Raw genomic sequence first — 13,083 nt, forward strand, 5'->3', positions numbered from 1 at the left:
TGCTCTTGCCCCCTGCGGCGGGTAGTAGGAATGATCGGCAGCGGGGGTGACCATGGACGCATCGGGCAATCCCGAAGCGGACGGCTGCATGGCCCGGGCCGCAATATCCCGAAGAGGAGGAGACACATGCTCATCAGGTGCAAAAGGGCGCTGCTACCCGTGATGGCAATCATCTGGGGTACCGGCAGCCTTGCGCAAACCTACCCCGACAAGCCTGTCACGCTGATCGTGCCGGCCAGCGCAGGCGGGGTGGTCGACGCTCTGGCCCGTGCCTATGGCGACGAGTTCAGGAAGCTCACGGGGCAGCCCATGGTGGTCGTCAACAAGCCGGGTGCCTCGGCCATGGTGGGGACGCAGATGGCCGCGCGCTCGGCCCCCGATGGCTACACACTGTTGATGACGCAAGCCACGTCCATCCTGAACGGGCCGCTGATGACCAAAAAGATGCCGTACGACGCGCGGCGCGACCTGGCATTCATCACGCAGGTGGGTACCGGGAACCTCGTCGTGGCCGTAGGCAAGGACGTCCCCGCCCGCAACATGCAGGAGTTCATCGCCTGGGCCAAGGCCAACCGTGGCCAGGTCAACTATGGTTCGTACGGCGTCGGCGGCACCGCGCATCTGGTCTCCGCCTACCTGAGCAGTTCCCGCAACCTGGAGATGTCGCACGTCCCCTATCCGGGCGAAGCGCCGGAGATCCAGGGGCTTGCCGGCGGCGCAGTGCAATGCGCCATTGCTTCGGCCGGCGCGCTGGCGCCCCATCTGGCAAGCGGCAGGGTGCGCGCGCTGGCCGTGATTGCGGACAAGCGCCTGGCAGCCCTGCCGGACGTGCCGACCATGGCCGAAGCGGGTCTGCGCGATCCGGAGTTCCGTCCGCAGTCATGGATCGTGCTGATGGCACCGGCGGGCACGCCGCAGAACGTGCTGGCGTTCGTCGAAAAGACCTCGCGCGACATCATCCATTCGACGCCGATGAAGGCGCGCTTCCAGGCCTACGGCATCGAGCCGGTCGGCAACAGTTCGGCCGAGTTCCGCCATAACTTCGAAGCACTCATGCCTGTCATGGAGCGCCTGATCAAGGTATCCGGCGCCGCGGGGGAATGAGCGCGGCCTGGCGGTCTGGTCCCGTTTTCATGTGAAGTCCGTTTGTCGAGGAGAGTATGTCGCAACGAGAATTTCCATCAGGCATCCGGTCCCTGGATGCCGTGTTCCGCCCGAGATCCATCGCCGTGGTTGGCGCGTCGGATGATCCGACGCGCATCAATGGACGCCCGATCGCCTTCGCCAGGCGCTTCGGCTACGAAGGCGCCATCTATCCCATCAATCCGTCGCGTCAGACCGTGCAGGGCCTGCGGGCGTATCCGAGCCTGCGCGACGCGCCCGACGGTATCGACTGCGCGATCATCGCGCTGCCGGCCGCGCTCGTGATCGACGCCCTGCACCAGTGCGCTGGCAAGGGCATCCGTGCCGTGGTGCTCTTCACCAGCGGCTTCGCCGAACTCGGGGAAGCGGGCCAGCGCAAGCAGGAGGAGATCACGCGGATCGCCAGGGCCCACGGCATCCGGCTGCTCGGCCCCAATGTGATCGGCTGCTTCTGCCTCAGCCGCAAGACCTACGTGACCTTTCTCAGCGATGTGGACGGCGCACTGCCGGCCGGCAAGCCGCGTATCGGACTGGTCAGCCAGAGCGGCGGCTATGGCGCGCATATCTACAAGCTGGCGCTGCAGCGCGGCCTCGCCGTCGACCAGGTGGTGACCACCGGCAACGAGGCCGACATCGAACTGGGCGAGGTGATGGAGTGGATGGCGGAGTCGCCCGATGTCGACATCATCGTCGGCTATATCGAGGGCATCCGCTCGAAGGCGTCGTTCATTCGCGGCCTGGAGGCTGCGCATCGCAAGCGCAAGCCCGTGGTGCTGATGAAGGTGGGCGCCACGCAGGCGGGCGCAGCGGCGGCCGCATCGCACACGGCCGCGCTTGCCGGCGCCGATGCCGTGTACGACGCCTTGCTGCGCGAGTATGGCGCCTACCGCGCCAGGTCGAACGAGGAAGTGCTGGACGTCGTGTACGCGCTGAGCGCCGGCAAGCCCCTGCGCAAGCGCAAGCTGGGCGTGGTCACCATCTCCGGTGGCGCCGGCGTGCAGATTGCCGATTTCGCATCGGAAGCGGGGCTGGACCTGCCGATGCCATCGGAAGCCACGCAACGCGCACTGCGCGAGATCGCACCGTTCGGCTCGCCCGCCAATCCGGTCGATGTGACGGCACAGATCTCCAACGACCCCGAGATCTTCACGGCGACGCTGGACCGGCTGCTCGACGCCGGCTATGACTCGCTCCTGATGTGGCTCGGCCCGGCCGTGACCAATGCGCGCGCCGGTGCTCCGATTCGGGCAACCATCGAACGCATTGCCGCCACGCGCCCGGATGTGCTGCAGACCATCAACCTGATCGGCGGGGCCGAGGTGACAAGCGTCTACGAAGCCGCCGGCTGCCTGCTGTTCGAGGAACCGCGCCGCGCGGTCCAGGCGCTGGCCGCACTGCGGTATTTCGAGCGCGTGTTCTCGCGGCCGCTGCCGGTCCGGCCCGACGTGTCGCAGATGACGCTGCTGGCGCCGGATACCACGTACAACGAGGTGGATGCCAAGCGGGTGCTGGCGGGCGCCGGGGTGGCCCTGCTCGACGAGCGGCTGGTGCATACCCCGGCGCAAGCCGCCGAGGCTGCGCGCGAGATCGGCCGGCCGGTAGCGGTCAAGGTCGTGTCGGCCGACATCCAGCACAAGTCCGACGTCGGCGGCGTGGCGCTGTCGCTTGCCTCGCCGGAAGAGGCTGCGCAAGCGGTGCGGCGCATGGCGGGCGAGATCCCGCGCAAGGCGCCAACGGCGCGCATCGATGGCTACCTGGTGTCGCCCATGCTGAACGACGGCGTGGAGTGCATCGTCGGCGTGCATGCAGATCCCCTGTTCGGCCCGGTAGTGATGTTCGGCCTCGGCGGCGTGATGGTGGAAGTCATGCAGGACGTCGCGTTCGCGCTGGCGCCGCTGGACGAAGCCGGCGCGCTCGAGCTGGTCCGCAGGGTGAAAGGCCATCGCCTGCTGACCGGCTTCCGGGGCAGGCCGCCGGCGGATCTGCCAGCCCTCGCGCGCGCCATCGCGAGCATTTCCCGGCTTGCCGCACGCAATGCCGACCGCCTTCAGGCACTCGAAGTCAACCCGCTGTGCGTCCTGCCCGAAGGGCAGGGCGTCGTGGCCCTCGACGCCGTCGTGCAGACCGGCGCACCGGGCCTGCCCATTGCACACCCGCCTGCCAAACAGGATTGATCGACATGGATCTTTGTCTGACTCCCTCCCAACTCGCATTCCGCGACGACGTGCGCGCCTTCATCGCGGCGCGCCTGCCTGCCGGCATCCGCGAACGCCTGCGGCGCGGCATGCGTCCGCGCATGGAAGACAACGCCGTCTGGCATCAGACGCTCAACGAGCGCGGCTGGGTGGCTCCGCACTGGCCGAAGAAATACGGCGGTGCCGGCCTCGGCGCCATCGAGCGCATCATCCTCACCGACGAGCTGTATCGCGCCTGCGCCCCGCAGCCGCTGGTCATGAACATCAACATGCTCGGCACCTTGCTGCTGCGCTACGGCACCGAGGCGCAGAAACAGTACTTCCTGCCGAAGCTGCTGGACATGAACGTGATCTTCTGCCAGGGCTTTTCGGAACCGAACTCGGGTTCCGACCTGGCATCGCTGTCGACGCGTGCCCGCCGCGAGGGCGACCACTATGTGGTGGATGGACAGAAGATCTGGACGTCGCATGCGCACCACGCCAACTGGATGTTCGCGCTGGTACGCACGGCGCAGTGCGAACGCAAGCAGGACGGCATCTCGTTCATCCTGATCGACATGAAGAGCCCGGGCGTGTCGGTGCGCCCCATCATGACGATCGACGGCTACCACAACGTCAACGAGGTGTTCTTCGACAGCGTCCGCGTGCCCGTCGAAAACCTGGTCGGCGAAGAGGGGCGGGGCTGGGCGTGCGCGAAGTACCTGCTCGGCAACGAGCGCATCCACGTCGCCAACGTCGGCTTCTGCTGGGAGCGCCTGGACTACGCGCGCGAACTCGCCGCAGCCACCCGCCAGGGGGACGGCTATCTGATCGACGACCCCCGGGTGCGCGCCGACCTGGCCCGCCTGGGAGCGGAAATCCGGGCACTGGAACTGACGAACTGGCGCTTCCTGCTCGACCCCGACATCGAGCGCGCCAATCCCGGCTTCGCGTCCGTGCTCAAGCTCAAGGGCTCGGAGATGGCGCAGGAGCTGACCACCCTGATCGCCGGCATTGCCGGGCCCGCGGGCGTGGAGCGCCATGCGCTCGATACCGCCGTGCCCGATCCGATGGGCGCCGCCGTGTGGGGATACTTCTTCCATCGGGCCTCGACGATCTTCGGCGGTTCCAGCGAAGTCCAGAAGGACATTCTTGCCAAGGCAACCCGGGGTTAAATCATGAACTTCAATCTGAACGACGAGCAGCGCCAGCTTGCCGACAGCCTGTCACGCCTGCTGGCCGATCACTACAGCTTCGAGAAGCGCCGTGCGTTGACAAGGCCGGAAGCCACCTGCGAGCCCGCAATCTGGACGCACCTTGCCGCGCTTGGCGTGACGGCGCTAGGCATCCCCGAGGCATTCGGCGGCCTGGGCGGCGGCACACAGGACCGCCTGCCGGTCATGCAGGCCTTCGGGCGGGCGCTGGCCATCGAGCCCTACCTCGCCTCGGCCGTGCTCGGCACGACGGCTGTGCGCGAGGGCGGCAGCAGCGCGCAGCAGGCGGAACTCCTGCCTTCGCTGGCAAGCGGGGAAATGCGTATCGCGTGGGCCCATGACGAGGCGGCCGGCCGGCACGCGCCGCTGTGGGTCGAGACGACCGCCAGGTCCGGTCCCGATGGCTGGCGCCTGGACGGCGCCAAGGCCCTGGTGCTGCACGGTGGCGCCGTCTCGCGCATCGTCGTGACCGCGCGCACGCGCGGCAAGGCGCAGGACGAGGATGGCCTTGCGCTATTCCTTGTCGATCCGCAGGCGGACGGCGTGACGCGGCGCGCCTACCGGCTGGTTGACGACACGCCAGCCGTCGAACTGACGCTGCGCAACGCGCAGGCCTGCCCGCTGGGCGATGTCTCCGACAGCGTCCGCGCGACCGCGGTGATCCGCGCCACGCAGGCCGCCGGCATCGCAGCGGCCTGCGCCGACATGGTCGGCACCATGGAGACGGCGCTTCAGCTCACCACCGACTACGTTCGCACGCGCAAGCAGTTCGGCCGGCCGATCGGCGACTACCAGTCGATGCGCCACCGCATCGCGGACATGTGCGTGAGCCTCGAACTCGCGCGCAGCATGGCGGTGGCCGCCGCCGTTGCGGGCGATGATCCGTCCGGGGACGATGGGCTGGCCGAACTGTCGCGTGCCAAGCTCGTCATTGGCCGCCATGCCCGCACGCTCTGCCACGCGGCGATCCAGTCGCACGGCGGCATCGGCCTGACCGAAGAGTACGCCGTGGGGCATTGCCTGCGCCGCGTGCACGTGCTGGACCAGTTGTTCGGGGACTGCGATGCGCATACCCGGTGGCTGGCCGGACAACTGGGCTGAGCGCTGCGCGATCGCGTGATTTCCGGTCAGGGCCCCGGCGCAGTCACGGCCGGGGCTGTCCCTTTGCTCGCCCAGGCTCGACATGCGTAGCGCTCCCCCGATCGTTCTGACCGAGCAGGATCGTACCCGGCTCGAAGCGCTCGCTGCGGCGGCGGATGCACCGGCCAGGGTGGCGCAGCGCGCGCGCATCATCCTGCTGGCCGCGGCGGGAGTACAGAACCAGGCGATTGCCCCGCGCCTCGGCATCGGGCGGGCCCAGGTGGCACGCTGGCGCGAGCGCTATGTGCAAGCCGGGCTGGCCGGCATCCTCAACGACCTGCCGCGCGGCGCGCCGCCGGTCAAGGTGGACGTGGCGCGCATGGCGGTGCTGACGGGCACGGATGGCAACGGGCAGCCCCGGGCCTGGGGCGTGCAAAGCCTGGCCACCGAGCTGGGGGTCAGTCCGGCAAGCGTCTCGCGCCACCGGCGTGCCGCGGGACTTGTCTCCGGCAATATGCGCAGGACTGGCTATCTCCCCCCCGCGCCGTTCACCGGTGGCATGGCCGAGATCGTTGCCCTGTACGTGTCGGCGCCGGAGCATGCGCTGGTCCTGGCGTTCGATGGAGGCGAGGACCAGGACAGCAATGCCGGCGCCCTGCCTCGCATGTGCCCGGCGCCGGCACAGCAGCGCAGCCTGACCGCATCGCTGCTGACCGCATCGCTGCTGACCGCACTCAGGGTACTCGACGGCGAACTTGCGCAGGCGCCTTCCGGGTCCGGCCGGCACAGGCAGTGGCTTGCCTTCCTGCAGGAGGTCGATGCGGCCACCGTGCCCGGCCGCAGCCTTTGGGTTTTTGCGGACAACCATGCGTGCCACCAGCACGCCGAAGTGCAGCAATGGCTGGAGCGCCATCCGCGCATCACCGTCCAGCTGGCACCCAGTGCGGCAAGCTGGCTGCGCACGGTCCAGGGGTTCCTGCGGGAGTCCCGGGCCGGCCAGGCGGCCTGCCGGACGAGATTTCCGTCCGGCATTCCGGAGGCGCTGGCGGCGATCGAGGCCGCCAGGCGCTCGCGCGGCGCCGTGCCCTACCGATGGATACGCGAGCGCGCCGCGGCGCGGGTGACAGACGCCCGGACCCCTTCGGGGGCACGGCGGCCTGTGCTGCCGGTCGTCGGCACGAAGGTACTGCCGCCGCACGGCACCGGCCAGCTGATGCCGCGCGAAGCCCTGATGGCCCGCCTCATGCAGTCGCGCCGGCACCGTTGCGTGGTCATCCAGGGTCAGGCGGGAAGCGGCAAGACCAGCGTGCTGGTGGCCTGGCGCAAGGCGATGATCTCCTTCGGCTATGACGTCTGCTGGCTGTCGCTGTCCGTGGAGGACAACGATCCTGCGCGCTTCCTCGACTACCTGTTTGCCAGCATTGCCGAGTCCGCCCCCACCGTAGCGGGCAAGGTTCAGGAGGTGGGGGCCGGACACGACGGCGAGACGCTGGAACTGCGGATCATTGCGCTGGTACAGGAGCTTTCCCGGCGCACGCGCGACCTGGTGCTGATGATCGACGACCTGCACCACGTGTCCGATTCGCGCATCCTGCGCGCGCTGCAGTTGCTGCTTGACTACGCCCCGCCGCAACTGCACGTGGCGGTGGCTTCCCGCACCGCGCTGGAACTGTCCATGGAGCGACTGCGACTGCAGAACCTGCTGGCGGAATTCGACATGCGCGACCTGCGCTTTTCGCCCGAGGAGTCGGCCCGCTTCCTGCTTGACCGCCTGGGCAGCATCACGCCCGCCGACGCGGCAGCCATGCACGAACTGACCGACGGATGGGTGGCCGGCCTGCAACTGCTGGCAATCGGGCTGCGCAAGTAGCGGCCCGGCAGCTACCCTGTGGCGCAACTCCGCGATCCCCGCGCGTTCGCGAGCTACTTCGAGCGTGAAGTGCTGGTCCGGCTGGCTCCGGACGATCTCGATGTCCTGACGCGCGTGGCCATCTGCCAGCGATTCTGTGCGTCGCTGTGCGCCGAGATACTGGGCCAGCCGCAAGCCGTGACGCGGCTCGGGAGCCGCATCTCGCAGATGGTGGCCGACAACCTGTTCATCTCGGTCGTGCCCGGCCATGATGATGAAACGTGGTACCGGATCCATCCGCTGTGGCGCGAGACGCTGCGCGGCCACATCGACGATGCCGTGCTGCATGCCGTGAGGGCCGGTGAACCCGCAGCGGCAGCGAATCTGGTCGAAGGCTGCGCGCTGGCCTTGCTGGCGCGCGGTGAGCTGAGCCGGGTGGCCGGCCTGGTGCGCATGCTGCCGGACGAACAAGTCCGCCAGCGCTACCGCCTGCATGGCGTGATGGCGTACATGCAGCTCTACGCACGCGATTTCGAGGCCCTGCGGGTCTCCCTGGCGCTGCTGGAGGCGCAGCGCGACGCCCTCAGCGCGAGCGGGCGCTACAGCCTGAGCCTGCTGAAGGCAGGGCTGGCGCTGCAGTTCGACGAGAGCGACGAAGCCGCGGCGATGCTCGATGAGCTGCGCAATGCGCCGCCGGACACGATCGAATTCGTCTGGCATACGCGTGCCAATGTGCTGTCGCTGCTCCTCACGCAACGCGGCGAGCATGACCTCGCCCGCAGCGTTCTGGAAGAGGCCGACCAGCGCACCCGCTCACGGCGCAGCTGGCTGCTGGGCCGCTGCATCCATGCGCTTGGCCTTGCGCAGGAAGGCCAGATCCAGGAAGCCGGCAGGATCGTGAAGGAGGTGCTGGAAGAGGCCGAAGGCCTCGGGCAGGGCTATGTGCCGGTGGCGGGCATGGCAGCGGGCCTGCTGGCCGATACGCTGTACGAACTGAACGAGACCGAGGCCGTCTGCCATCTGCTGGAACCGCGCATGGGCGCGCTGGAGCGTGCGTCGCTGCCGGAGGTGGTGCTGCGTGCGAGCCTGGTGCTTTCGAACTCGCACTGGCAGGCCGGCCGCAGCGCGCAGGCCCTGGCCTGCCTTGACCGCCTCGAAGCCTATGCCAGACGGTACGCGCTGGACCGCGTGCTGGCCGAAGCGATGGTGCTGCGTCTGCGCCGGCATTTGCACGGCGGCGAGATGGAGCAGGCCGCGCTCGTGCTGGATCGTGTCGAAGCGCTGGCGTCGCGCCACGCCGGGTCCGGCCCTGGAAAGTCTGCCCAGATCGCACGCGCGGCAAGCTGCGCCTGGATCGATATGGCGCTGTACACGCGCAATTTCGCCGGTGCGCTGGAGCGCATCCCCCCGCTGATCGCCGGCGGCGACCAGAGCGCCGGCACGGTCGGCCTGCGCATGCAGCTTGCCGCGGCGCGCCTGGGCCTCGGCGAGACGCAGGCTGGCCGGGACGACTTCATCGAGGCAATGCGCGTGGGACATCGGCTGGGCCTGTCGCGGACGCTGCTGGATGCCTTGCAGACCGTGCCGGATGCTCTCGATATGCTGGCGCGCGATCCGTTGCCTGATCCCGTCCTGGCGTTCCAGGTCCAGCGCCTGATGCATGCGCTGCGCTCGGCTGCGGGCCGGCATGGCCGCGCGACAGGCGGCCACGAAGCCGACGCCTTGCGCCTGCTCAGCGGGCGCGAGCGGGAGATCCTGCAACTGCTGGCCCAGGCCATGTCGAACAAGAAGATCGCGATGATCCTGAACGTCTCCGCCGAGACGGTCAAATGGCATCTCAGGAACATCTACGCCAAGCTGGGCGTCGGCAGTCGCGCGGGCGCTGCGGCATTGCTGCGCGACATGGCCGGGCCGGCGGCGGCGAACCACTGATCTCCCCGCAGGGCAGGACTGATCCGGAAACCCACGACATCGCAGTCATCCCTGCAGCCACGGAAGCTGCGCCCTCGGGGCGCTCGCGGCGCAGTCCATGCCGTGTACCGGCGGCGCACATCCGTTCTCATACCAACTGGCGCACACCCCGTCAAACTCCGGCTCCGGCCACATCTCCAACCCGTGCCGGGGAGGCGGCTACGTTCCGGGCGCGTGCCGCGCGTGGTGGGCCTGGCCGTGGCGAAGGACATGATGATGACCGCGCGCCGCATCGGCGTGGAAGAGGCAAGGGAGCTTGGTATCGTCCATTCCGTCTACACGCCGGAGGCATTGCCGGAGGAGGCCCGCCGCCTCGCGCGCCGTTTCCTGGCGGGTCCCCCGCAGGCGCTCGGGCAGACCAAGCGGATGCTCAATGGCAGTTTCGAGACCTCCTACGCAGTATTCGTGGAGCTTGAAGCGAACGCGCAGGCCGTGGCGACCACCACGGCTTATCACGCACAGGCGCTGCAGCGCTTCGCGCGCGGCCAACCCTTGCGTTTCGACTGGGACCGTGCAGAGTGATGCTCGCGCTTGCCGGCAAGGGCTTGCCGTGCGTTGCCGCGGTCATCGCGGTGTGTCGGTGGTCCTCCCAATCAGAAGCCACGTTTGCAGGTCACCGATGCCCTTTGCCGGAACCAGTCCGCGCGCTTCAAGCAGGAATGGTTCGCCAAGCTTCTGCCGGGTGGCTTCCGTTACCTGAACGCGGCCGACCACGCCCTGGGACTCCATCCGGCTGGCGATATTCACGGTATCGCCCCATAAGTCGTAGATGAACTTCCTGCGCCCGATCACGCCAGCCACGACAGCGCCGCTGTGGATGCCAACCCGCAACTGCAGGTTGTAGCCGCTTCGCCGATTGAATTTGCCCAGCGACTCGATCATGTCCAGCGCCATATGAGCGGCCCGAACGGCATGATCGGCCGCTGGCACCGGCAGGCCGGCGGCTGCCATGTAGGCGTCGCCGATCGTCTTGATCTTTTCGAGCCCCCGGCTGTCCGCGATATTGTCAAATTCGGCAAATATCTCGTTCAGTACTGCCACCAGCCGTTCCGGGTTCAGGCTGGGGGAAAAACGGGTGAACTGTACGAGGTCTGCAAATAGAACGGACACTTCCTGGAACTTGTCGGCAATGACCTCCGGAGGGGCGGCGGCAATGAGATCGGGGCGCAGCTTCAGACGCTCGGCAATGGGGGCGGGCAGCACGTTGAGCAGCAGCCGTTCGGTCACCTGTTGCTCGCAGACGAGCTTGTCGTAAAGGCGCCTGAGCTCGTCGCTCTGGCGAACGATGGTCTCCCGGCTCGTTTCCAGTTCGCGCACCTTCCGCTCGAGTTCCTTGCCGTATTTCAGCGATTCCCCGTGCAGCAGGCGCACTTCCAGCATATTGCGAACCCGCATCAGTACCTCGGCCAGGTCAAACGGCTTGCTGACGAAGTCTTTCGCACCGGCTTGCAGCGCGCGCACCTTGTGGTCTGGCTGGGCCGTGATGACGATCACCGGAAGATAACTGTCTGCCTGGATCTGCTTGAGGCCTTCCATGACCTCGAAACCATCCATGCCGGGCATCTGGAGATCCAGCAGGATCAGGTCATAGTGGTTACTGCTGTGAAGCTCGCAGACCCGGCGTGGATCCATGGTTGACGCAACGCGAGCATAGCCGGCCCCGCGCAGCATCTGCTCGAGCAGCAGGACATTGGCCTCCAGGTCGTCAACGACCAGGATCCTTGCCGCCAGAATGTCCGATGCGCTGATCATGTCGTGTTGCTTCACGGACTCCGGACAGGCCCTCCGTGGGCGAGCTCCAATGCCGCGTTCAGTGCGTCCATGAACTCGTTGAGCCTGATCGGCTTGGTCAGATACCGGAAGAAGCCCGCTTTCGTACCTTTCTCGATATCGCGCGGCATCGCATTGGCACTGAGGGCGATCACCGGAATGTGCGCTGTCCTGGGGTCTTCGCGCAGAAGTCCCAGCGCTTCGATGCCGTTGATATCCGGCAGATGGATATCCATCACGATCACTTCTGGCAGGGCGGTGCGCGCGAGTTCGAGGCCAAGCGTTCCGGTGATCGCGGTCAGCAGCCGCATACCCGCCCGGCGCGCGATGAGTTGCTCGACCAGTTTCAGGTTGGCGGGGTTGTCTTCGACATACAGCAGGGTATGCGCTGAAGGGCCGTGCTCTGATTGCGCCTGCGCCGGTACCGCCGGCTCGACGCTCTCGCCCGCCAATTCCGGGGGGCGGGAAGCGGGCAGTTCAACCCAGAATACGCTGCCTGCCTCAACCGCACTTTCGGCGCCGATGCTGCCTCCCATCAGTTCCACCAGGCGCTTGGCCACCACGAGGCCGATGCCTGTGCCTTCTTCGGGGCCCGCTTCTTGCCCGAGGCGGTTGAACGGCCGAAAAAGTTGTGCGAGCTGCTCCCGTGCCAATCCTGCGCCCGTGTCGCGCACGCTGATGCGAATGCGGTCCCCTGCGGTAACGCTCACTTCAACTGTTCCTTGATCTCGGTTGTATTTGATGGCGTTAGACAGGAGATTGAGCAGGATCTGCTTTAGCCGGGTGCGATCCGCGCGAACAAAACATGGGAAATTGAACGATGGGAAGCGCATGCGAACCCCTCGCTTCAGTGCCTGCTGTTCGACCATGGCGTGGCATTCGCGCAAGGCTTCGGCCAGGGATACCGGCTCTGGCGACAGCGACGCCTGCCCGGCCTCGATCTTCGCGAGATCCAGGACCTCATTGATCAATTCCAGCAAATGCCAGCCGGCTTTCAGAATCTGGTCAATGCTGGCCTGCTGCGCGGGGGGCGGCGGCGGCGAATCCGAAGCCATCAACTGCGCGAAGCCAAGGATCGCATTCAAGGGGCTCCGCAATTCATGGCTCATGCTGGAAAGGAAATCGGATTTCGCACGGTTGGCGCCCTCGGCCGCTGCCTGCGCCCGCTTCTGGTCCTCGATGTCGGTGCAGGTCGCAAACCACTTTACGATATTTCCGTCGCGATCCTTGAATGGCGCTCCGCGGGCAAGGTGGCATCGATAGGCGCCATCGGAAGCTCTCCTCAGGCGAAATTCGAGTTCATATTCGCACCCGCTTGCATGGGCGCTTCTCCAGCGTTTGCTGGTGCCTTGCATATCATCCGGATGGACGACAGTCTGCCAAGCCCCGAGTTGGGTTTGCTCAAGCGTAAGTCCGGTATAGGTAGACCAGCGCTGGTTGCAGTAGTCGATCCAGCCATCGGGTTTCGCGGTAAACACGATATGGGGTATGCCGTCGGCCAGCAATCTGAAGTGCTGTTCCCCCTCCTGAATGCCGGAGGCTGAGGGAGATGGCTTTGCCGACCGGTGCGTGGATGGCTTGCGCATGATCTGCCACAACAAAGGAGCAAAGGAGAGACTGCCCGCGCGGGGCGGATGTCAGTTTCAACGAGGGACTCCTGACGAGGATATGCGCTTCCGCCGCCGGCAGGGCAATTTTGCTGGCTGCTGAACATCGACGTATCCAAGCCGGCACATTTCCACGACATCTTGGATTCCCCGGGTAGTGCGAGTTCGAGCAGCACTGCTAGGCCAGGCTCCGCGCTCCGCCCCCATTGCGCATTGCACGGCGGCCAAGCCGGGATTGCCTGGTGCACCGGCAATCTCCGGTCACCGGTGTCATC

Annotated in this window: 9 protein-coding genes; 7 read left to right on the top strand and 2 right to left on the bottom strand. The window is 66.9% G+C overall.

Annotated features, from left to right (window positions below; translation table 11 throughout):
* The first annotated feature begins 162 nt into the window (after positions 1-162).
* From I6H87_RS20585 to I6H87_RS20610, 7 genes are all read left to right on the top strand, one after another.
* The gene (locus I6H87_RS20585; RefSeq protein ID WP_041687945.1) at positions 163-1,104 is read left to right on the top strand and encodes a Bug family tripartite tricarboxylate transporter substrate binding protein; all 942 of its coding nucleotides are present in this window, start codon (positions 163-165) and stop codon (positions 1,102-1,104) included.
* Between the two features lie 56 nt (positions 1,105-1,160).
* A complete protein-coding gene (locus tag I6H87_RS20590; RefSeq protein WP_011616531.1) occupies positions 1,161-3,317 on the top strand; it encodes an acetate--CoA ligase family protein in 2,157 nt (718 codons plus the stop codon).
* Positions 3,318-3,322: 5 nt separating this feature from the next.
* The gene (locus I6H87_RS20595; protein ID WP_011616532.1) at positions 3,323-4,492 is read left to right on the top strand and encodes an acyl-CoA dehydrogenase family protein; all 1,170 of its coding nucleotides are present in this window, start codon (positions 3,323-3,325) and stop codon (positions 4,490-4,492) included.
* Between the two features lie 3 nt (positions 4,493-4,495).
* A complete protein-coding gene (locus I6H87_RS20600) occupies positions 4,496-5,632 on the top strand; it encodes an acyl-CoA dehydrogenase family protein (RefSeq protein WP_011616533.1) in 1,137 nt (378 codons plus the stop codon).
* Positions 5,633-5,714: 82 nt separating this feature from the next.
* Positions 5,715-7,481: an IS630 family transposase gene (locus tag I6H87_RS34445; protein WP_011616534.1), complete on the top strand. Its 1,767-nt coding sequence runs from the start codon at positions 5,715-5,717 to the stop codon at positions 7,479-7,481.
* Between the two features lie 18 nt (positions 7,482-7,499).
* The gene (locus I6H87_RS34450; protein ID WP_011616535.1) at positions 7,500-9,392 is read left to right on the top strand and encodes a LuxR C-terminal-related transcriptional regulator; all 1,893 of its coding nucleotides are present in this window, start codon (positions 7,500-7,502) and stop codon (positions 9,390-9,392) included.
* A 249-nt stretch (positions 9,393-9,641) separates the two neighbouring features.
* Complete coding sequence (locus tag I6H87_RS20610; RefSeq protein ID WP_081225786.1) at positions 9,642-9,953, top strand: enoyl-CoA hydratase/isomerase family protein; 312 nt, start codon at positions 9,642-9,644, stop codon at positions 9,951-9,953.
* A 42-nt stretch (positions 9,954-9,995) separates the two neighbouring features.
* Here the strand turns inward: I6H87_RS20610 and I6H87_RS20615 are convergent, their stop codons facing one another.
* Together I6H87_RS20615 and I6H87_RS20620 are read right to left on the bottom strand one after the other, a co-directional pair.
* Complete coding sequence (locus tag I6H87_RS20615) at positions 9,996-11,183, bottom strand: adenylate/guanylate cyclase domain-containing protein (RefSeq protein ID WP_011616536.1); 1,188 nt, start codon at positions 11,181-11,183, stop codon at positions 9,996-9,998.
* 11 nt (positions 11,184-11,194) lie between these two features.
* Positions 11,195-12,787 carry a PAS domain-containing hybrid sensor histidine kinase/response regulator gene (locus I6H87_RS20620; protein ID WP_041687949.1) on the bottom strand — a complete coding sequence of 531 codons (1,593 nt, stop codon included), beginning with the start codon at positions 12,785-12,787 and terminating at the stop codon, positions 11,195-11,197.
* Positions 12,788-13,083: the final 296 nt, after the last annotated feature.

This window comes from Cupriavidus necator, from assembly GCF_016127575.1.
Taxonomy (GTDB): domain Bacteria; phylum Pseudomonadota; class Gammaproteobacteria; order Burkholderiales; family Burkholderiaceae; genus Cupriavidus; species Cupriavidus necator_D.

Bases quoted from the DNA above. Each gene is read 5' to 3' on its own strand.
- I6H87_RS20585 (WP_041687945.1), top strand. From the start codon at position 163: ATGGCAATCATCTGGGGTACCGGCAGCCTTGCGCAAACCTACCCCGAC.
- I6H87_RS20590 (WP_011616531.1), top strand. From the start codon at position 1,161: ATGTCGCAACGAGAATTTCCATCAGGCATCCGGTCCCTGGATGCCGTG.
- I6H87_RS20595 (WP_011616532.1), top strand. From the start codon at position 3,323: ATGGATCTTTGTCTGACTCCCTCCCAACTCGCATTCCGCGACGACGTG.
- I6H87_RS20600 (WP_011616533.1), top strand. From the start codon at position 4,496: ATGAACTTCAATCTGAACGACGAGCAGCGCCAGCTTGCCGACAGCCTG.
- I6H87_RS34445 (WP_011616534.1), top strand. From the start codon at position 5,715: ATGCGTAGCGCTCCCCCGATCGTTCTGACCGAGCAGGATCGTACCCGG.
- I6H87_RS20610 (WP_081225786.1), top strand. From the start codon at position 9,642: ATGATGATGACCGCGCGCCGCATCGGCGTGGAAGAGGCAAGGGAGCTT.
- I6H87_RS20615 (WP_011616536.1), bottom strand. From the start codon at position 11,183: ATGATCAGCGCATCGGACATTCTGGCGGCAAGGATCCTGGTCGTTGAC.
- I6H87_RS20620 (WP_041687949.1), bottom strand. From the start codon at position 12,787: ATGCGCAAGCCATCCACGCACCGGTCGGCAAAGCCATCTCCCTCAGCC.